This is a genomic window from Rhodothermales bacterium, from assembly GCA_017643395.1.
Taxonomy (GTDB): Bacteria; Bacteroidota; Rhodothermia; order Rhodothermales; family UBA10348; genus JABDJZ01.
The window spans coordinates 321,605-342,614 of sequence record JAEPNP010000001.1; the positions used below are offsets into that span (position 1 = coordinate 321,605).

At 63.1% G+C, this 21,010-nt stretch carries 19 protein-coding genes; 15 read left to right on the forward strand and 4 right to left on the reverse strand.

Annotated features, from left to right (window positions below; genetic code table 11):
• The first annotated feature begins 1 nt into the window (after position 1).
• The 5 genes from JJ896_01320 (at position 2) to JJ896_01340 (ending at position 4,245) form a co-directional block, all read left to right on the forward strand.
• Positions 2–733, forward strand: coding sequence for an HAD family phosphatase (locus tag JJ896_01320; protein ID MBO6778268.1), 732 nt, complete (start codon positions 2–4; stop codon positions 731–733).
• Positions 706–1,446, forward strand: a complete 741-nt coding sequence (locus JJ896_01325) for a L,D-transpeptidase (GenBank protein MBO6778269.1) — start codon at positions 706–708, stop codon at positions 1,444–1,446. The genes JJ896_01320 and JJ896_01325 overlap by 28 nt, the downstream gene beginning before the upstream one ends.
• A 7-nt stretch (positions 1,447–1,453) precedes the next feature.
• Positions 1,454–2,821 carry a hypothetical protein gene (locus tag JJ896_01330; protein ID MBO6778270.1) on the forward strand — a complete coding sequence of 456 codons (1,368 nt, stop codon included), beginning with the start codon at positions 1,454–1,456 and terminating at the stop codon, positions 2,819–2,821.
• 64 nt (positions 2,822–2,885) lie between these two features.
• Positions 2,886–3,389, forward strand: coding sequence for a hypothetical protein (locus JJ896_01335; protein ID MBO6778271.1), 504 nt, complete (start codon positions 2,886–2,888; stop codon positions 3,387–3,389).
• Between the two features lie 133 nt (positions 3,390–3,522).
• Positions 3,523–4,245: a hypothetical protein gene (locus tag JJ896_01340; protein ID MBO6778272.1), complete on the forward strand. Its 723-nt coding sequence runs from the start codon at positions 3,523–3,525 to the stop codon at positions 4,243–4,245.
• A 159-nt stretch (positions 4,246–4,404) separates the two neighbouring features.
• Here JJ896_01340 and JJ896_01345 read toward each other — a convergent pair whose 3' ends face one another.
• On the reverse strand, positions 4,405–5,733 hold the full coding sequence (locus JJ896_01345) for a hypothetical protein (GenBank protein ID MBO6778273.1): 1,329 nt from the start codon (positions 5,731–5,733) through the stop codon (positions 4,405–4,407).
• Between the two features lie 143 nt (positions 5,734–5,876).
• Here JJ896_01345 and JJ896_01350 point away from each other — a divergent pair, with 143 nt between their 5' ends.
• The 5 genes from JJ896_01350 to JJ896_01370 all read left to right on the forward strand — a co-directional run bounded on the left by JJ896_01350 (position 5,877) and on the right by JJ896_01370 (position 12,096).
• Positions 5,877–8,252, forward strand: coding sequence for a UvrD-helicase domain-containing protein (locus JJ896_01350; GenBank protein ID MBO6778274.1), 2,376 nt, complete (start codon positions 5,877–5,879; stop codon positions 8,250–8,252).
• 2 nt (positions 8,253–8,254) lie between these two features.
• Complete coding sequence (locus JJ896_01355; protein MBO6778275.1) at positions 8,255–9,274, forward strand: extracellular solute-binding protein; 1,020 nt, start codon at positions 8,255–8,257, stop codon at positions 9,272–9,274.
• Positions 9,275–9,366: 92 nt separating this feature from the next.
• Entirely contained in the window at positions 9,367–10,338 is a 972-nt protein-coding gene (locus JJ896_01360) for a carboxypeptidase regulatory-like domain-containing protein (GenBank protein ID MBO6778276.1), read from the forward strand.
• An 18-nt stretch (positions 10,339–10,356) separates the two neighbouring features.
• Positions 10,357–10,860, forward strand: coding sequence for a carboxypeptidase regulatory-like domain-containing protein (locus JJ896_01365; protein ID MBO6778277.1), 504 nt, complete (start codon positions 10,357–10,359; stop codon positions 10,858–10,860).
• Positions 10,861–10,926: 66 nt separating this feature from the next.
• Entirely contained in the window at positions 10,927–12,096 is a 1,170-nt protein-coding gene (locus JJ896_01370) for a hypothetical protein (GenBank protein MBO6778278.1), read from the forward strand.
• A gap of 220 nt (positions 12,097–12,316) precedes the next feature.
• Here the strand turns inward: JJ896_01370 and JJ896_01375 are convergent, their stop codons facing one another.
• Entirely contained in the window at positions 12,317–14,680 is a 2,364-nt protein-coding gene (locus tag JJ896_01375) for a carbohydrate binding family 9 domain-containing protein (GenBank protein MBO6778279.1), read from the reverse strand.
• A gap of 290 nt (positions 14,681–14,970) precedes the next feature.
• Positions 14,971–16,053 (reverse strand): tRNA dihydrouridine synthase DusB, encoded by a 1,083-nt coding sequence (dusB, locus tag JJ896_01380; GenBank protein ID MBO6778280.1) that lies wholly within the window; start codon positions 16,051–16,053, stop codon positions 14,971–14,973.
• Between the two features lie 102 nt (positions 16,054–16,155).
• Here dusB and JJ896_01385 point away from each other — a divergent pair, with 102 nt between their 5' ends.
• The 5 genes from JJ896_01385 (at position 16,156) to JJ896_01405 (ending at position 19,838) form a co-directional block, all read left to right on the forward strand.
• On the forward strand, positions 16,156–16,428 hold the full coding sequence (locus JJ896_01385; GenBank protein ID MBO6778281.1) for a PLDc N-terminal domain-containing protein: 273 nt from the start codon (positions 16,156–16,158) through the stop codon (positions 16,426–16,428).
• Between the two features lie 71 nt (positions 16,429–16,499).
• Positions 16,500–17,696 (forward strand): alkaline phosphatase family protein, encoded by a 1,197-nt coding sequence (locus JJ896_01390; protein MBO6778282.1) that lies wholly within the window; start codon positions 16,500–16,502, stop codon positions 17,694–17,696.
• Positions 17,697–17,699: 3 nt separating this feature from the next.
• Positions 17,700–18,089: a hypothetical protein gene (locus JJ896_01395; protein MBO6778283.1), complete on the forward strand. Its 390-nt coding sequence runs from the start codon at positions 17,700–17,702 to the stop codon at positions 18,087–18,089.
• Positions 18,086–19,228 (forward strand): hypothetical protein, encoded by a 1,143-nt coding sequence (locus tag JJ896_01400; GenBank protein MBO6778284.1) that lies wholly within the window; start codon positions 18,086–18,088, stop codon positions 19,226–19,228. Before JJ896_01395 ends, JJ896_01400 begins: the two co-directional genes overlap by 4 nt.
• Positions 19,229–19,307: 79 nt before the next feature.
• Entirely contained in the window at positions 19,308–19,838 is a 531-nt protein-coding gene (locus tag JJ896_01405; GenBank protein ID MBO6778285.1) for a hypothetical protein, read from the forward strand.
• Here JJ896_01405 and JJ896_01410 read toward each other — a convergent pair.
• Entirely contained in the window at positions 19,835–21,010 is a 1,176-nt protein-coding gene (locus tag JJ896_01410) for an aspartate aminotransferase family protein (GenBank protein ID MBO6778286.1), read from the reverse strand. The genes JJ896_01405 and JJ896_01410 overlap by 4 nt on opposite strands.

Consider the following 21,010-nt stretch of genomic DNA (forward strand, 5'->3'; position numbering starts at 1 on the left):
CGTGGTCCGACTGTTTGCGTCCGACATAGACGGCTGCCTTTCTGAACCCTTCGTCCCGTTTGTACTGGACGACTTCGCCGAACTCAGGCGACTGACCCGGCTGCCTGGTGCGCCTGCGTTCACGCTCTGCACCGGCAGACCGCTCGGCTATGCCGAGGCCACCGCGCAGGCCCTCGATGTGCGGCTCCCGTTCCTCTTTGAGGCCGGGGCCGGCATGTACGACCTCACCACCGGCCGCCGGGCCTGGCACCCGGACTTCGGACCGGAGCAGGAACGCGCGATCGCCGCGATCCAGGAGCACCTCGAGTCGGTGGTGCGCGGTACCGACATGTCCGTGGACCGCGGAAAACACACCCAGGCCGGCGTGATCGGCGCCGATACCGACGACATCCTGCGGGCCCGCGACCAGATCCAGGCCTATGTCACCGATCACCACGCTGAGTTCGTAGTGGCCCACACGCCCATTTCAGTAGACATCATGCACCGCGCGCTCACCAAGCGTGAAGGCCTGCTCTGGCTGGGCCGCGAACTCGGCATCGATATCGCCGACATGGCCTTCATCGGCGATACCGGCGGCGACAAGGGGGCACTCGAATTGGTCGGAACCTCTTTTGCGCCGGCGAATGCTACCGGGCCCGTCAAGCGCGCCGTGCACCACGTTCTGCCAGGAACAGCCAGCAAGGCCGTGCTTGCGGCCTACCAGGCATGCATCGCGTCGTCCTCATCCCCCTGATCCTTGCTGCCCTGCCCCTACAGGTGTGGGGGCAGGACGCGCCGGACGATTCCGAGCTCTTCTACGCGGTTCGGTCCGAGGCGATGATCTATCAGCTCTCGGACACCACCCGTCCCTACGTGGCCCTGAAGCTGCGAGAACCGGTATTTCGGGTCGAAGGGGATTCTGCCTGGATGACCGTACGTACGGGCGATGGGGCCCGCGGACTCATGCGCACCAGCGACGTCTCCAACGTATGGATTCGCATCTCCAAGAAGTCCCAGACGCTGTACGTGTACCGGGGCGGAGAGCTGGTGCAGCGCATGCCGGCGGACCTGGGGTACAACTTCTTTGCCGACAAGATCAAACGCGGCGCCCCCGATGAGCCGGACCACTGGCGCACCCCCAACGGCGTCTTCCATGTGGTGATGAAGAACGCCAACAGCCAGTACCATCGGGCGTTCGTGCTCAACTACCCCAACCGGGAGGATGCGGAGCGCGGTCTGCGCGACTCCCTGATCACCACCCAGCAGTACCGCGACATCCTTGCGGCGGACCGGGTCTTCCGCATGCCGCCCATGAATACGCCCCTCGGAGGCTGGATTGAAATCCACGGGGACGGCACCGGCAGACGCGCCAACTGGACCCAGGGCTGCGTGGCCATCGAAAATCACATCATCGATCGACTCTGGGAGCTGGTTCACGTTGGAACCCCCGTGGTCATCGAACCGTGAACCGGGTATGCGATCCCCCCTCCTGCTACTTGGTGCACTCCTGACGCTTGTCGCGCCGGCCTCGGCGCAGCAAACGGCGGCCTACACGTGGGTCCCCGTGCTCGGGGACGGCCCCGTGTACGTCGTGCGCATTGAAGGCCTGATCGACAACGGACTGGCGACCTACCTCAATCGTGCGCTGGCCGATGCGGAAGAGGCCGAGGCCTCGGCAGTGGTCTTCCACATGGACACGTTTGGTGGCCTGGTGGACGCCGCGGACGAGATTCGGCAGGCCATCCTGGACACGCCGATCATCACCATTTCGTTCATCGACAAGAATGCGGCCAGTGCCGGCGCGCTGATTTCCTACGCCGCAGACCGCATCGTCATGTCCCCCGGATCGTCCATTGGAGCGGCGACCGTGGTGGAAGGCATGGGCGGCGAGGCCGCGCCCGACAAGTACCAGAGCTACATGCGCGGGCTGATGCGGGCCACCGCGGAGGCCAACGGCCGCGACCCCGACATCGCCGAAGCCATGGTGGACGAGACCCTGGAGGTACCGGGGGTGTCGGAGGCCGGCAAGGTGCTGACGCTTTCAGCGTCCGAAGCGCTTGAGGTCGGTGTGGCCGATGCGGTCATCGACAATCTGGACCGGGTCCTGGAAGCCCTGGAGGTGACCGAAGACCGCGTGGTTTCCCACAACGCGACGCGGGTGGAGGCTCTGCTGCGATTCCTGGGATCGCCGGTCATGCAGTCGATCCTGATGCTCATGATGCTTGGGGGCCTGTATTTCGAGCTGCAGACGCCCGGCGTAGGCTTTGCCGGCGCGATGGCCCTGCTCGGTGCGGCGATGTTCTTCGGACCGCACTACATCATGGGCCTGGTGGAATCCTGGGAGCTGATCCTGTTTGTGCTCGGGGTCGGCCTGTTATTGGTGGAGATCTTTGTCCTGCCGGGATTCGGCGTGGCCGGGCTTTCCGGCGCTGCCCTGGTGATCGTATCGCTGGGCTTTTCGCTGGTCGGCAACGTGGGGCTGGACTTCCCGAGCCTGGTCTGGATGAATGAGGCCATCTGGACCCTGGCCATCACGCTGGTGCTGGCCGTAGTGCTCATGTTCTCTCTGGCGCGATGGCTGCCGAGTTCGGAGCGGTTCTCGCGCCTGGTGCTGGCACCGGAGTTGTCCAGCGCGGCCGGCTTCACGTCGGCGGACACAGACGATACGCTGCTCGGCAAGGTGGGACGGGCCCTTACGCCGCTGCGTCCAGCGGGTGTGGCCAGCTTCGACGACCAGCGCGTCGATGTGGTGACAGCGGGCGAGTACATCGACGCAGGCGCGACGGTGCGCGTGGTCAGCGCCCGTGGCGCAAGGGTCGAGGTACGGGAGGTCGCGGGTTAATTTTCCCCGCGTGCAACAAAGCCCTTCCGGCTCGTAGACTGCGTCTTACCCTAAGTCCGACCGCGTGGAACTCGTAATCCCCATCGCCCTCATCCTGTTGGGTCTCGCCCTGATCGCGGCGGAGGTCTACCTGGTGCCGGGAATCAACATTTTCGGCATCGTGGGGCTGGTTCTCATTGTGTTCGCGGTCGGCTACGTCTTCACCGAGTCCGGCCCGATGGGTGGCATGGTGACCCTGCTCGGAGCCGGCGCGGCATGCGGCCTGATGTTCTGGGGCATGTGGCAATCGGGGGCCTGGGAGCGGTTTGTCCTGTCCACCAGCCTTGGGCGAGGCTCCGGGGGCGGCGAGCGTGAGTCCGAGCAGCGCTCCACGTACCTTGGCAAGCAGGGATTGGCCCTTACCCCGCTGCGGCCCACCGGTGTCGTCGAGATTGAAGGCAAGCGCATCGAAGTGGTCACCGAAGGCGAGTTCATCTCTTCGGGGAGCTGGGTGCGCGTGGTAGCCATGGATCGCCGGCGCTTCTTCGTGCGCCTGGCAGACACGGCGCTGGAGACCCCCGCCACCTGAGCTCGGCACGGCCTGGCGGGTTGCGGGAAGGCCGGCTCCTCGACGCGCGGCGCAACTTTTCTTCCGTCCACGGGTCCATTTTGTGCCCCTTTGCGGGTCCATCGCACGCTTGTAGCACCTGCCTTCCGCGCCTGTGCGCCTCTGGTACCCTCTGCTCTTGTTCGCCCTGCTGCTCCCGATAGCAGGTTGTTCAGAGCCGGAGCCTGTCGATCTGAGTCTGCCGGAGGTCTGGCAGTCGGATCTCGGCGTGCGCTGGTGGATCTCCGGGACCGACACCTCCCGTGCGTTTCGGGACCTGGAAACCCTCCAGTCGATGGGTGTCGACGAAAAGCCCATCGTTTATGATGCTACCGTGGCCCTTACCGCAGCGGCCAACGTGAGTCAGGACCGGTTGGTGCGATATGTGAAGCAGAGCCTGCTGCCGCTCTTCCGGAACCAGCCGGATGTGGTTGACTCCCTGTTTGATGCCTACGTGACGCCCAAAATCCTCCGAGAGGGTACTTCTGGAGATCCGGGAGCCGACGTCGCGCGCTTCAAGCGGGATGGATTCCGCATCATCTACCGGCACTACCACGAGCCGCGCACGATTCTGAAGCTGGGCGAGGACATCCCCATTTCCATTCCGGATTCCCTCAAGGTCACCGCCGGGGGGCGCGCGGTGTCGTTCCAGGTTTATGTGAACGAGGAGGGCGTGCCCGCCGCCATCGAGCAGCTTTCCGGCGTTCATCCGGTGCTGGACCGCATCGCCCTCCTGAGCACCATCGAGATGCGCTGGCAGCCCGCCTATCTGCTGCGCGGCCGCAAGTCGGAGGCCATCCCGTCGTGGGTGCGCTTCCGGATTCGTTTCCCGTCCTAGAAGCCTGATGAATAAGTAGAGTGCGCCAGGCTGCGCGCGCCGGGATGTCAGATGCTAGGCGTCGTGACGAGGAATAGCAGCGCTATTCGGAGGAGCGACAACGACGCAGATGGCGTTCCGCCGCCGCAGAATGGTGTGCTGGACTTGTTCAACAGGCTTCTAAACTCCCGCCGCGATCGCCCCGGCAATGGTGGCGGTCATCATGTTGGCGAGCGTACCGGCGAGCACAGCCTTGAGTCCCAACGCGGCCAGTTCACCCGTTCTGGACGGCGCCAGTGGCCCAATGCCCCCGATCTGGATGGCGATGGACGACAGGTTGGCGAACCCGCAAAGCGCAAATGTGGCCATGATGGTGGCCTTGCTGCCGAGCGTGCCCTCGGCGATCGCGCCTGCCATCTCGAGGTAGGCCACAAATTCGTTGACGATCACTTTGGTACCGAGAAGGCTGCCGAACTGCACGGCATCCGCCCATGGCACGCCAATCAGCCACGCCACCGGAGCCACGGTCCAGCCGAGTAGCTGCTGCAGTGTCAGCTCAGCGCCAAAGAAGCCCGCACCCCAGCCCAGGATGTAGTTGATCATGGCGATCATGGCCAGGAAGGCGATAAGCATGCCGCCCACGTTGATGGCCAGCTTGACCCCATCGACCGCGCCACTCGCGATGGCATCGATGGAGTTGGCTGCCGTCTTCTCGGTGGGGATGCTGACCTTGCCTCTGGTGACGGGCTCGCCGATCTCGGGGATGATGATCTTGGCCAGGATCAGCGCGGCGGGCGCCGCCATGACACTGGCACCCAGCAGGTGCTCGGCAAAGATGAGGCGCCCCTCGGCCAGCTCCAGGCCCCGCGCCGCCGCGTAGGGGTCGCCGAGCATCTGGATGTAAGCGGCCATGACGCCACCGGCGATCGTGGCCATACCGCCCGTCATGATGGCCATCAGCTCGGAGTATGTCATCTTCTCCAGGTACGGCCGGATCACCAGCGGCGCCTCCGTCTGCCCGACGAAGATGTTGGCCGTCACCGAGAGAGATTCGGCGCCGGACGTGCCGAGAAACTTGGACACCGCCCACGCCATGTACTGCACCACCTTCTGCATGACGCCCAGGTGGTAGAGCAGCGCCATCAGGGAGCCGAAGAAGATGATTGTCGGCAGTACCTGGAAGGCAAAGAAATTGCCCAGGCTGCCATCTGTGCCCGGGCTCAGTGCCAGCGGACCGAATATGAACTCGGCTCCTTCCGTGGTGAACTCCAGCACCACGACAAAGAAGGAACTGACCCACGAAAAGAAAGCCTTGGGCCATGCCAGGGGCGCGAAGACCTCGCCCATGGCGGCCCCTTTCAACAGGAAGATTGCCAGCACCAGCTGCAGTCCCAGGCCAGCGGCCACCATGCGCCAGTTGACGCTGCGGCGGTTGTTGGACATGGCCAGGGCGATGCCCAGAATGACCGTAATGCCGAGCAGGCCGCGAAGGATGGATTCCAGACTCATGGGTGGGGTGGTTTGGGCTGGGGGCGCAGCGACCCGCGAATATACACGCTTGTGGAAAGCTGGCCGGCTTCGGTTGAAACCCCCTCCGCCCAGGGCGATTCCATGTGGTCTGGTCCCGAGCCCCTTCGAACCCGCCCGACTGAATGAAGCAGTACAGCCTCCTCCCTGATCTCGACAAGCCGTCTGAACTGGCCACCAGCGACATCCTGGATGGCCTGAACGAGGCCCAGCAGGAGGCGGCATCGACCACGGAGGGCCCGCTGCTGATCATTGCCGGCCCCGGTTCGGGAAAGACGCGCACGCTGACGCACCGGATCGCCTATCTGCTGGCGTCCGGCAAGGCGCGGCCGCATCAGATCCTGGCCATCACCTTCACGAACAAGGCGGCCCGCGAGATGCGGCACCGGGTGTTCGAGCTGATCGGCGATGAGGCCAAAGGCATGACCATCGGCACCTTCCACGCCACGTTTGCGCGCGTGCTGCGCAAGGAAGGAAAGCACATCGGATACACGTCCGACTTCTCGATCTACGACTCGGACGACACGCAGCGGGCGCTGAGGGAACTGCTGAACCAGCACAACATCGATCCGAAGCAGTTTTCGCCGCGGGCCATGTACGGCCTGATTTCCAGCGCCAAGAACCGGCTGGTCAAACCCAGCGAGTACGCCAGGCTGGCGATCGGCCCCGCCCAGGAGAAAGCGGCAAAGATCTACGGACCGTACCAGGATCTGCTCAGGCGATCCAACGCCATGGATTTCGATGACCTGCTGCTGAAGCCCATCGAACTCTATCGCAATCACCCGGAGATTCTGGAGAAGTACCGCGGCTTCTGGCGCTACATCCACATCGACGAATACCAGGACACCAACCACGCGCAGTACACGCTGGCCAAACTGCTGGCGGACGGCCACCAGAACCTGTGTGTGGTGGGTGACGATGCGCAGTCCATCTACGCCTTCCGCGGTGCGGACATCGGCAACATCCTGTCCTTTCAGCGGGACTATCCGGAGGCCAAGACGGTGCGGCTCGAGCAGAACTATCGCTCGACCAAGTCCATCGTGGCGCTGGCCGATGCCATCATCAAGGGCAATACGCGGCAGCTGGAGAAGAAACTCTGGACCGACAATGACGAGGGTTCGCCCATCATTGTCATGGAGGCGCTATCGGAGCGGGATGAGGCGCAAAAGATCGAACGGCGGATTCGCGACCTGTGCCTGCGGCATGGCATCCGCTACAAGGACGTGGCCGTGCTCTATCGCACGAATGCGCAAAGCCGCTCCATTGAGGAGGCCCTGCGACGTGAGGATGTGCCCTACCGCATTGTCGGCGGCGTGTCGTTCTACCAGCGCAAGGAGATCAAGGACGCCATCAGCTACATGCGACTGGTGGTCAACCCGCACGACAACGGCAGCCTGAAGCGGGTGATCAACTATCCCACGCGCGGCATCGGCAACAAGAGTCAGGATCTGCTCTTCTCCTGGGCCGAAGGAGCCGGACTGACCGGCTGGGAGGCGCTCGGTCGCCTGGATGAAGTGCCCGGTCTCTCCAGCAGGGCCCGCAATGCGATGGGCTCCTTCCGGGACATGATCCAGGGCTTCATCGACAAGGGTGAGTCCGAACCGGCCGGGGATCTGGTGCGCACGATTGTGAACGAGGCCGGGCTGAGCCATGAACTCATGCGCGAGCATACGCCGGAGAACCTGGTGCGTCGGGAAAACCTGGAAGAGCTCATCTCAGCCGTCAAGGAGTTCACGGATAACCCCGAGACCCCGGACACCGTATCTGCCTTCCTGCAGGAAGTGTCCCTGCTGACGGACGCCGACAGCGGGACCGACTTCGATGACAAGGTCACGCTGATGACCATGCACGCGTCGAAGGGGCTGGAGTACAAGACCGTGTTCGTCACCGGCCTGGAGGAAGGGCTGTTTCCGCTGTCGGGCGCGGCGCAGGACCCGGAGGAGCTGGAGGAAGAGCGGCGCCTGTTCTATGTGGGCGCGACCCGCGCCGAGCGGTACCTGTACCTGTCGTATGCGCGGAGCCGGTACCGGTACGGCGAGCATCAGTCCGGCGTGCGCAGCCGATTCCTGGATGAGCTTGGCGAGGGCCTGCTGCAGACCGAGGCCGGCGGCACGTTTTCTCCCAAGCAGGACCGCTTCAAGGCCAAAGGTGGCAAAGGGTCCTACACCGAGATGGACCCGTTCTACTATCGGCGTCCGCTGGGTGGGCAGAAGGGGCCGTCCGAGAAGGGCCGCACGCACGATACCCGCGGAATGCGAGGCGGGACGCGGAGATCGGCGCAGAGCGCATCGCCCGCACCCGCCGGCCGACGGATTGTATATGACGCCGAGCATTCCGGCGACCTGGCAGCCGGCATGCAGGTAGAGCACGGCACGTTCGGCGAAGGCCGCATTGTGGCCATCGAGGGCAACGGGCCCCAGGCGAAGGCGGTGGTGTTCTTCAACGAGGTCGGTGAGAAGAAGCTGATGCTGCGGTTCGCCAACCTGCAACGCATTGGATGATCATGCGCGCTTCCCTGCTGCTGCTCCTGTTTCTGGTCGGCTGTGCCGGCGACTCCCGCGACCTGCTTGTGGTGTATTCGCCGCACGGCAAGGAAATGCTGGGCGAGTACGAGTTGGCGTTTGAGGCGCGGTATCCGAGCGTGGACGTGCGCTGGATCGACATGGGCGGACAGGATGCGTATGACCGTATTCGCACCGAGGCCGCCAACCCGCAGGCCAGCATCTGGTGGGGCGGCGACAGCCCGACATTTTCCAAGGCGGCGGCCGAGGGGCTGCTCGAACCCTATCGCCCGTCATGGGCCGATGCCGTGCCCGAGGGCTCGCGGGATGCCGAGGATCGGTGGTATGCAACGTACCTGACGCCCGAGGTGATCATGTACAACTCGCGAACGGTCGAGGAGGGTGAGCGACCCGTGGACTGGGACGACCTGCTCGAGCCTGAGTGGAATGACCGCATCATCATTCGGTACCCGCTGGCGTCGTCAACCATGCGCACCATCTGGGGCGCGCTGATCATGCGGCAGCCGACGGTGCAGGACGGCTACAACTGGCTCGCGCGATTGGACGTGAACACCAAGACCTACACCGCCGACCCCACGCAGCTGTACCTGAAGCTGGCGCGTGAGGAGGGCGACGTGTCGCTATGGAATCTGCCCGATACGCAGATTCAGTCGTCGCTGAATGGCTATCCGTTCGGATTCGCGGTGCCGAGTTCCGGCACCCCCATTCTGAACGATGGGATCGCGCTTGTTCGTGGAGGCTCGAATCCCGACATGGCGCGCGCGTTCTACGAGTTTGTGACGTCGGACTCGGCGTTGGTGCAGCAGGCCGAGACCTACTTCCGCATCCCGGTTCGGCAGGATATCGGGGCGGAGCGGCTGCCGGAATGGATGGCATCGCCGATCGTGCCGATGGATGTCGACTGGGGTCGGCTGGAGATTGAGGGTGCGCTCTGGATGGAGCACTGGGACCAGCGGATTAAGGGGCGCGGGGCGGAGTATCTGGAGGAGTTGGGGGGTTGAGCCGGCTTTTGTTGCTCGTGCTCGCGAGTGTTTTTGCTGGCGAAGCATCGGGACAGGTTTCGCTGTCAAAGAGCCGACTTCCTTCAGGCTCCATGAGCTCGATTACGGCTCGCATCGTGGATGCTGACGGGGCCCATCTGCCAGACGCCAGCTTGTTGCTCACGTGGAGAGGCATCCCGTACATCGGACAGACTGCCGCCGATTCGACGGGATACTTCAGGTACCGGAGCTATGCGGACTCAGGCGCTGTAGCTCGGCTCATGGCCACGCACGCCGGTTACGAGACGGTGACGCACCTGGAATCGGTGCACTCGGGAGACTCGCTGGTGATCGAGATCACTCTGCCTCGTCTGGGGGCACTGGATGACCCCCGACGAGGCGTCGAGCGGTCGGTCTCCTTTTCTCTGTTATCGACACCGAACCCGCTGGAAACGGTCGAAGAAGGTTGGCTCACTGGCGTCGTGGCTCCGGGTGACGCAGCAATTCAGGCTTATCGCGTGCTGCTGAGAGATCACGTCGGGCAGCAGTGGTCTTCGACGCTGGACGAGGAAGGTCGGTTTGCGTTCAGACTGCCGTCGGGAGTCTATCGCTACGTGCTTTTTGCGGGCCATGGATCGGCGTTTGAGACCAGTCTCACGGTGACACGCGGCGATTCCCTCGCTGTGTCCATCGCGGCTTCCTATCCGCCCTGGACACATTCGAGTTGGAATTACCCCTTGAACCGCGGGATGCGCACGCTCGAGGAATTCGATGTCCCGGGTGCATTGGGAGTGGTCACGGGAGCGGTCAGCGCCGACAACGGATATCCCCCGAATGTGACGAGGACAGGCGAAAGTCTTGTCTTCTTCCGAAGCCAGGACGGTGTCCTTCAGGCACTGGCGAGAACCGGCGAAGACGGATCGTTTGTAGTCGGTCTGCAGCCCGGCACCTACTTCGTGTCGTCAACCGGACCGCCACATAGTTTTAGTGGCGTGACCGACCGATGGGTGCTCCCGGACAATGTTCTCGAAGTGGTCGGCGGGCGTCAGGTAGTGCTTGAGATCAAACTGAAGCCGCCGTATTGAGTCAGGCTGCCTGAAACCATGAGACGACTGCTTTCGCTCGCCGCACTGGCTTTCTCCGTTGGGTCCACTTTCGGCCAGGGCATCTGCCGGGAGTACTCGGCAGACGGCGTTCGCGAGGTTGACTGCGTAGAGGCACCGCCTCCGCCCCCAGAACGAAGCGGATACCTCCTGGAGGTTCACGACGGCCAACGGTCTATCACCGGAAGGGTGTATGACTCCTGGGGAAGCCCGTTGTGGGGGGCTGACGTATTCGCCCGTGGAGATTCAACCTTCCACGCCCAGGTCGATTCGACCGGCTATTTCGAGTTGTTCATCCCAAGCCGCTTTCCGATTGCGGAACTTGAGTTTCTGCTCGTCGGCTTCCGTCCCATGCTCATAGAAGAGCTGCCTCTGCGGGATTCACTCGCGGTCCAAGTCTGGATGCGATTCGGGCATGTCTTGGATGATCACGATTGGGTGCCGGTTCGGGTGATCGAGCCGTCTCCGCCAAAGACGCTACCTCTGCGAAAGCACCGACAATAACACGGTCCGCCGTCGCCGGTCCGCGATCGCTTGCTAGTTTGCACGCACCACCATCCGCGGATACCCGTGCGTTCCAAGCTCCCCTTCCTCCTCCTGCTCTTCGCAGCCGCCTGTGCCCCACCAGAGCCGCAGGTCTACTACAAGGGCAACCTGCACACCCACACCCTGTGGAGTGACGGAGACGAATTCCCCGAGTTGGTGGTCAAGTGGTACCGCGACAACGGATGGGACTTCCTCGCCCTTTCGGATCACAACACGCTTCAGGAGGGCGACAGGTGGGTGTACATATCGGAGGCTCGGGACCTCGCCTACGTCGAGTATATCGCGTGGGATGCCACGGCAGTCGACCAGCAGATCCGGAAAGACTCGGTGTTCGTGCGCCTGGCTACGTTTGACGAACTCGTGGAGCGCTTCCAGAGCGCCGGGCAATTCATCCTCGTGCAGTCGGAGGAGATCACCGACCGCTTCGAGGACAAGCCTCTCCATGTAAACGCCACGGGCATCCACGAGCACATCGCCCCGCAGGGCGGGTCGAGCGTCACGGACGTGTTGCAACGCAACATCGACGCTGTGCTGGAGCAGCGCGAGGCCACCGGGCGACCCATGGTGCCGCACGTCAACCACCCGAATTTCGGCTGGGCGGTCACGCCTGATGATCTTGTCCCACTCACAGGAGAACACTTCTTCGAGGTCTACAACGGCCACCCCGCCGTGCACAACGAGGGCGACGACACCCGGCCCGGTACCGAGGCGATGTGGGACTATGTCAACACGGAACGGCTGGCTCAGGGGCTCCCCCTGTTGTTCGGCCTCGCCGTTGACGATGCGCATGGATACCACGACATGCGCACGGGAGTGGCCAACCCTGGACGAGGCTGGGTCATGGTGCGCGCCGATTCGTTGACCACCGGCTCCGTCATCGGCGCCCTCGAAGCCGGTGCATTCTACGGCTCCTCCGGAGTGACGATTTCCCGCATCGAGTTCAACGGTCGGCGCCTCGAGGTGGACATCGAACCTGAGGAGGACGTGTTCTACACAACCTACTTCAGAGGCACCCGCGAAGGCGGCGAACCCGGGCAGTTGCTGGCCACCGTGGAGGGCCCCGAGGCCTCCTACCGCATGACGGGCGATGACCTCTTCGTGCGCGCGACCGTCGTTTCCACCAAGCTCAAGCCCAATCCCTATCGAGAGGGCGAATTCGAGATGGCCTGGGTGCAGCCGGTGACCCGGGACTGAGCAGCCCCTCCCGGGAGGATGGACGGCAGTACCAAACAGAAAGGCACCGCCTCCACACAGGCGGTGCCTTTCTAGGATAGGCCGCTCTGAACAACCCAGCCCCTCCCTGGGAGGGTGGACGGCAGTACCAAACAGAAGGGCACCGCCTCCACACAGGCGGTGCCCTTCATTTTAGGCCGCTGACCCTCCCTGACTGCGGCCTTGATGCGAGAGCCCCCACTCAGGACTCGGCGCAAGTGTGGCGCCTTTCACCCGGCGCCGGGGTGCAGTACATCCGGAAGAGGTACTGCAGTTTGAAGAAGAACTGACGTTGTGTCTGATAGAACCCGGTCTGCGGCGCGTTCTGGACCTGCTCGAAGTCCAGGAAGTCGTGCGTCGAACCGACGTACACGGCCGTGAAGGGATTCACTTTGTAGGTCACCAGCGGATCGACCTCCAGACGCTTCGCGAAGTCGTTGTACTGCGTGATGACGCGCATGAAGAGCCGCTTGGAGAACTGGTAGTTCATCCGGCTGCGCAGGATGTACCCCGAGAAAATCTCGTCGCCGGTGGCATCATCTTCCAGGCGGGCGTAGGAAAGCCTCGGACTCACGGACAGGCGTGAGGTCGGTCGGAAGGTCGACCACACGTTCAGGTTCGTACCCATGCCGAGCACGGGGTTGGAGGGGTTCCGGGAGATCTGGTGCCCGTAGCCCATCCAGAAGCCGGCCGTCAGTTTCTGGCTGAAGTTGGAGTTCAGATTCAGGTTGATGCGCCGCATGTTGCGGAAGTCCTCTCCCGCGAACCGCTCGTTGCTGAATACCAGGATCTCCGTGTTGAACCACGTCTGACCCTTCATCTGCATGTTCACGCCGACCCAGGCAAACTCGTCCTTGCGCTCGCCGTCGAAGTTCCAGATGTACCCACCGAACGCTTTCGGTGAGATGCGCTGGATGAACTTGTCCGAGTCCCGGTAGAACGTGTAGTTCGTGAAGCCGAACACTTCCTTGTTGTTGTTCTGGTTCACGAAGCCGTTGGCGGCCCGGAAAGTGGGGTTGTAGGACTCGAAGCTCACCTGCGACCACATGTGCCGCGTGTTGCGCTGCAGCTGCACGCTGGAGGCCCATCCCGAATAGCTCTCGCCGTCAAACGCTGCGGTGTATTCGCCGCCATTGAAGGTGGCGTTGCCGGCCTGCTCGGACAGCATATCGTCCATGCCCTCGGATGTGTGGCTTCCCGCCAACTGTCCGACGACGGACACCGACTGGCTGAGACGAATGTTGCCGTCGACGGCAAACGTCGATCCGACCCCATCCGTACCCGTGAACCGTCGGTCCGTCACCAGCGCACCAAGATGGGAGTTGGTACCGAAGTTCTGCTTCACGCGGAGCAGGCTTGAGTAACTCTCGCCACCCTGAACAAACTGGCTGCGCTCCTCAAAGGGCAGAATGACCGGGCTGTCTTCGTCAAGGCCACCCACGTAGGAGAAGCTCGTATTTCCGGAACGTCCGGTGATCTTGGCCGCGGCAGACGGATTGTTGATCGACCGCGTGTAAACGGTCTGAATGGGCGTGTCGAAGAGATCGGACCCTTCCTGGAAGAACGGACGACGTTCCTCAAAGAACAGCGCGAACGTCGAGTTCACATCGATCTGCGCGGCGTCAGACTCAATCTGGCTGAAGTCGGGATTGACGGCTACGTCAGCAATGAGGTTGGAATTGAAACGGTACTTCAGTCCAAAACTTGGATCCGTGGTCAGACGACTGTTGTCAAGGCCGGAATCCGGATTGTCGAATGAAGGCAGCGATGCGGCCTGCGAGCCGGTGAAAGCGGGGAGCAGCTCCAGCTTGCCTGCGGGCGTCGCGCCCGTGATCCCCTCGATACTACCCGCCTGACACAGCCAGCACGGATCGTCCCGGTCAATGGCTGCCCAGGAGTAGGTATTGCGGCTTTCACGAGGATGTGTGATCCAGAAGTTGATATTCCAGTTCTGCACATCCGTCTGCGGGAACCGCAGGCTCTCAAACGGCACGGCCATCTCCACCTGATAGCCCTTCTCGGTCACCTTGCCGTCCGTCTGGAAGATGATGTCGAAGCCCATGTCCTCGTTGCCGCCGCCCAGGATCCGGGTATCCCCCTGGATGCCGATGGGATTTGAGGCAATGAAGTACGCCCAGGCATTGTTGGCGTACGGATCCAGAATGACCCCCACGTAGTCGTCCTGCCAGATGGCGTCCCGATCACTCATGTTGACGCGGATGGATTCCGGGTCATCCTCGATCATGAACGCGAAGTAGATGTTGTTGGCATCGTAGGTGGTCCAGACCTCGATCCCAACCGGCGGCTTGGACTGATCCCCCGGGAACGTTTCGCTGAAGTTGTAGGCCCGGTCCGCCGAGCTCCATCCGGGATCCGACAGATCGCCGTCCACGATGATGCGGGATTCCGTCTTCTGCGGCGTGAGAGCCGGCTTGACGTTGGGCGTGAATGTACCCGGATCCGAAAGCGTCGGCGTAGCGGCCGTGCGGGATGTCTGGGCGGATGTTGGAAGCGCAAGCGCCAGCGCCAGGATGCCCAGCGACAGCAGTTTGTAGCACCGATTCATGGTGTATCCGATCTCGGGGAGAGTGGTTTGGCAGGATGGAGAGAGGTTCGTCGCGGGAGGCGCTTCCGGTGGATGCGACGACGTTCCATGCAGCGGACCTACGGGGCCAGGGTTCAGACTGTTACACAGGGTGCTAAATTTTTCCCCATGCCCGGCGCAGGTCATCAATAGAGGACACAGCAAGTCCGTTTTTGGTAGACAAAGGGCATCTATTAGTGCCCTAAACCGCCAAATTAAGCCAGAAAGGGCATGCGCAAGTGCCCCAAAATCACTCCGCCATTTCGGGGGAGTCAGGCCGCTGATTCGCGCTCGACCCGCCGGGTCGCGGGTACCGGGAGCTTGGCCTGGATGGCTGCACTGAGCCTGGCCGGACGCGCAACCGAGGCCGACACCACGGTCTCCGGCTCATCCTCGCGGAAGTTCATCATGACCTCCAGGACCCCATCGCGCGTGTCCTCCTCCATGATGAGCAGCCGCAATCGGCTCGCGTTCCGGAAGCCCTTGAAATAGCCTCCGTACATGCGACGCATCTCCAGCACGCCTTTGCGCTCGCCGAGCCATTCGCACTTCAGCGTCAGGTGCTCCGCCACGACCGCCATGCGCTCCTCCCAGGTGGGTGCGGGAGGAACTTCGCCGGTCTCGCGATACACCTTCAGATCCCGGAATATCCACGGGTTGCCGATGGCGCCCCGGCCCACCATGACCGCATCGACACCCGTCTCGCGGAACATGGCTTCGATCTTCTCAGGTGTTGTCGCATCACCATTCCCGATCAGCGGGATGGTCAGGCCGGCCTCCTCCTTGATCCGTCGCAGCCATTCCCATCGCGCGTCCCCGCGATACATCTGCGAGCGCGTACGGGCATGCACGGCCAGCGCCTGCACGCCGATCTCCTCGAGCATGCTGGCTACCTCGATGATGCGGATGGACTCGTCGTTCCAGCCCAGACGCGTCTTTACCGTGACAGGCCTCGAAGCCTGCTCAATGACGGCCTGCGTAATGGCCTTCATCTTGGGCAGATTGCGCAGAATGCCGGCGCCACCATCCTTGCAGACCACCTTTTTGACAGGGCAGCCGAAGTTGATGTCGATGATGTCCGGACCGGCCTGATCCACGATGGCGGTCGCCTCTCGTACCTGCTCGATTTCGCCCCCGAAGATCTGGATGGCAAGCGGCCGCTCCGACTCGTAGAAGTCAAGCTTCATGTGGGAGCCATCGGCACCATAGACGAGGCCGCCACTCGAGATGAACTCGGTGTACAGCAGGTCCGCCCCGTACCGTTTACAGAGCAAGCGGAACGGCGGATCGCTGACGTCCTCCATCGGCGCCAGAAATACCGGGCGTTCGCCTAAGTCTATGGATCCAATACGCATGAGACCGCCCAAACGAGGCCCGTTTTACACCAGTTCCACGCAGGCGCTGCAACCCGGCAGACTGACTCCGTATAACGAGCAGTATTCACTGATTCCCTTCCGATGAAACGATTCCACGCGTACGCACTACCCGTCTTTGCCGTCCTGATGACGACCGTGCTCGCCGGCTGCGGAGGACCCAACCTGATTGAGCTGGCCGGCGGAGGCCTGCTGGGCTACGGGATTTGCGGCGGCGTGATTCTGATTCTGGACATCATTGCCCTTGTCCAGATTGCAGGCACCGATTGGGCCTTCAAACGCAAGGCCATCTGGGCGCTCATCATCATCTTCTTCCCTGTCGGCGGCCTCATCCTCTGGTGGTTGTTCGGCAAGTGAAATTCGCCGCAAACGCAGCGAAAGATGCACGCCGGTCCGGTTTGTCCGGGCCGGCGTGTTCATTTTCCGGCATGCGCGTTCTGCTCCTTCTCTCCCTCCTGCTCGTGGGCTGCCGCCCTGCGGCCCAGGACACCCTGATTCTGATCTCGATTGACGGGTTCAGGGCGCAGTACATGCACGATGTGGATCTGCCGGCCCTGAGCGATCTCGCGGCGGGAGGCGTCTGGGCGCCCGATGGGCTCACGCCGGTCTTCCCCAGCAAGACCTTTCCGAATCATTACACCACCGCAACCGGCCTATATCCGGCCAAACACGGAATCGTGGCCAACACCATGTACGATTCCGAGCTGGACGCGTGGTTCAGGATCAGTGATCGCGATGCGGTAGAGGATCCCCGGTGGTGGGGCGGGGAGCCCATCTGGGTTACCGCAGAGGCACAGGGCCAGACGGCCGCCACGTTCTTCTGGGTGGGGTCCGAAGCGCCGGTCAAGGGTCGCCAGGCTACCCACTGGTTCCGGCACGATGCGGCCGTGCCGGGCGAGGACCGCGTGGCTCAGGTCCTCGAGTGGCTGGACCTGCCGGTCGACGAGCGTCCAACCGTCATCACGCTCTACTTCAGCGATGTGGACACCAAGGGCCACCTGTTTGGACCGCGTTCGACGGAGACCGAAGCGGCGCTCCAGGCCGTTGACAACCACATCGCCCGCTTGCTCGGCGGCCTGAGGCAGCGCGAACTGCTGTCCACCACCAACCTCGTTCTAACCTCGGACCATGGCATGTCGGAGGTCGACCCCACCGCGGTCAGTTACCTGGAGGACGTGATGGGGCCGGACGATGGGCAGGTCATCGACCTCTCCCCGATTCTTGCCATTCGGCCTGCTCCCGGTCGGGAAGACATGGTGCGCGATGCAGTACGCAGTCTTGAGGGCGTCGATCTGCTCAGCCACACGGAGCTCGCCGACCTTCACTACACCGGCCACCACCGCATTCCGGCCGTGATCGGACTGGCCCGGGAGGGGTGGACTGTGCTTCCGACCCGCGACCGCCACCGGGAGATCGGATCACCCAATCCCGGCAATCACGGATATCACCCCCACCTGCCGGCCATGGCCGGCCTGTTCATAGCGGCCGGCCCTGCGTTCCACTCCGGCGTGCGCGTGGAGTCTTTCGAGTCGGTGCACGTCTACAACCTGCTCACTGAAGTGGCGGGACTCACGCCGGCACCGAATGATGGCGATATTGCGGTTGTCACCCCGTTCTTGAGGTAAGCCATGACTCCCAATATTCAGCCGGCCCAGGTGCGCCTGATCAGACTCGCCCTGCTGAGTGGCATCGTGCTTTTTGGCCTGGTTGCCCTGTTCATTGCGGGCCAGGCGGACCATGGTGTCACGCTCAATGCTGACGGTCCGTTGGCAGGATTCGTCGCATTGCTGGTGATTCTGGCGGCGGGCGTGGTGATGCTGTTTCGACGCCGCATTGACGGGGCCGCGTCCTACGAGGAGCGGGCACGCATGCTGATCATCGCCTATGCAGCCTGTGAACTGGCCGCGCTGGTTGGTGCCGTGCACCTCCTGATGACCGGGGGCATGCTACCCTACATCGCTGGTGTGGTCGTCTATTTGTTCGCCCTGGTGTTGCTTCCCGTCGAAGCTCCCGCGTGAGGCTGCTCTATCAGGAAACGGGCCGTTTCTTTGGCCTGGCTGCCGGAAAACTGGAGATACCGGCCGCTGAGGAACTGAAAGAACTCGGCGCGCGCTCCACCAGTCCGGCCTACAGAGGCGTCTATTTCGAGGGCAGCCTTGAGACCCTCTATCGCGCCAACTACGAATCCCGGCTGCTGACGCGGGTGCTGGCTCCTCTGGCCGAGTTCAACTGCCACTCGGACCGGTACCTCTACACGCAGGCCCAGAAGATCGACTGGAGTCAGTTTTTCGGCCTCGATGAGACGTTTGCCGTGTTCGCCACGGTCTCGAACAGCAAGATTCGGCACTCCCAGTTCGCAGCGAGACGCCTGAAGGACGCGATCGTGGATCAATTTCGGGAGGCTACCGGGAAACGACCGTCCGTGCGCACCCCGGACCCCGACGTCTGGCTGAATCTGCACATCCACGCCAACGTCGCCACCATCAGTCTGGACACGTCCGGCGGCTCCCTGCACCGCCGCGGCTATCGAAAGGAAACGCTGGAGGCCCCCATGCAGGAGACGGTGGCCGCCGCGGCGCTCAGATTGGCAGGATGGACGGGCGATACGCCCCTGCTGGACCCCATGTGCGGCTCGGGTACCATCCTGGCAGAGGCGGTGATGGTAGCGGGGCGGGTGCCGGCGGGCTACCTGAAGAAGCGGTTCGGATTCGAGTCGCTACCCGATTTCGATCCTGCTGCCTGGAGCCGGGTGCGAAAGGCCGCCAACGCGGCCATCCAGCCGGTTGAGCCCGGTCTCATCCGTGGATCGGACGTGGACGCCGACGCCGTCAAGGCAGCCCGCCTGAACCTTTCCGGCCTGCCGGCCGGCAAGGCGGTGCACGTGGAGCGGCGCGACTTCCGCAGCATCGAGGAGGTGAGCGAAGGCGTGATCGTCTGCAACCCGCCGTATGGACTGCGACTGGGCGACGAGCGATCCGCCGGTAACCTGATGAAGGAGCTCGGCGATTGGCTCAAACAATCCTGCACGGGTCGTTCTGCATTCATCTACGCCGGAAAGCCCAAGCAGCTGAAGTCGGTGGGCTTGCGCACCACCTGGAAGAAGGCGTTGGTCAACGGTGCCCTGGAGGGGCGCCTTGCCCGCTATGACATGTACTAGAACCGCCGGGCCCGCGTTATCCCTTTTGCGCGGCCGGCGCATCCCCCTATTCTCTCCCCCTCATCAAGCCAGCCCCCCGATGAAAGCCATTCTTCTCGCTGCCGTTCTGATGTTGACGACCACTGTGGTCCAGGCCCAACCTGCCCCCGACGATTGGCCGGAGCCTGCGGCCGCGGACGTGGAAAGCGTTGATGCCATCATGGCTGCCGTCTATGACGTGATATCGGGGCCCGCCGGCCCTCGCGACTGGGACCGGTTCCGTTCATTGTTCAGGCCTGAGGCCAAACTGATTCCCATCGCCCGCACGCCGGACGGCAACTACCCGGTGTATATGGGTGTGAACGACTACGTGGAACGCGCCGGCGGCCAGTTCAATACGATGGGCTTCTTTGAGCGGGAAATCTCCCGCACGCAGGAGCAATATGGCTCCATGGTGCACCTCTTCTCCACCTATGAGGCCCGCCGTGCCGCCGAAGATCCCGAGCCCTTCATGCGCGGCATCAACTCGTTCCAGCTCTTCAATGACGGCAGCCGCTGGTGGGTCGTCAACATCTACTGGCTGGCCGAATCACCGGACACCCCCATCCCGGACGCCTACCTGGACAACTAGGTCTGATCCAGCGCGCCGCGCATGACGGACAGCGCCTGATCCAGCACGTCCCACGAGATGTTAAGTGGCGGGGCGATGCGCACCAGGGAGTTGCTGTGCAGCGTCCAGCCCAGCAGCACACCCCCTTCCAGACAACGGATCACCACGGCCTCGGTCAGCGCCGCATCACCCAGCTCCATGCCAAGCATGGCGCCCCGACCGCGGACTTCCCGCACGCGGGGGTGCTGGAGCGCTTTCCGTACTCGATTGCCGACCTCGACGGCGCGACCGGGCAGACCCTCTTCCATGAGCACGGTGAGTGCGGCGTCGGCCGCTGCGCAGCTGACCGGGTGACCACCGAAGGTCGTGACGTGACTGAGCGGCGGATCGCGCCGGAGCGAGCCCATGATCTCGGCGCTTGAGATGAAGGCGCCGAGTGGCATGCCGCCTCCCAACGCTTTGGCCGTTGTCAGAATGTCGGGCACGACCCCAAATCCCTGGAACGCGTAGAGCGTGCCTGTCCGGCCCATTCCGGTCTGGATCTCATCGAAGATGAGCAGCGCGCCGGCATCCGTGCAGCGCTCGCGAAGGGCCTGCATCCAGGCATCGGACGGCACATTGACTCCGCCCTCCCCCTGAATCGGCTCGGTGATCACACCGGCGACTTTATGGTCGATGACCGAGAGCACCTCCGGATCATCAAACGGCAGGAAAATCACCTCTGGCAAGAGCGGCAGGAACGGGTCCCGGTACACCCGGCGCCCGGTCACCGACAGCGAACCATGCGTGTCACCGTGATACGAATGCTCGAAGGCCACCAGGCGGCTGCGGCCGGTATACTTTTTGGCCAACTTGAGTGCGCCCTCGTTGGCTTCGGTGCCGGTCATGGTGAAGTACGCCGTCGAGAGCGACTCCGGCAGATGACTCGCCAGCCGGGCCGCAAGCGCCGACTGCGGCTCCTGCACAAACTCGCCGTACACCATCACATGAAGGTGTCGATCCAGTTGGGCTTTGATCGCCTGCAAGACCCGGGGATGACGGTGCCCCAGGCTGGAAACCGCAATTCCACTGATCAGATCGATTACGGTGCGGCCGTCGGCCAGGTGCAGCAGGGGGCCCTCCGCCCGCTCCACCACCAGCCCCAGGGGCGCGTCGCTGGTCCAGGCCACGTGATCCCGAAAGCGTGGATCCAT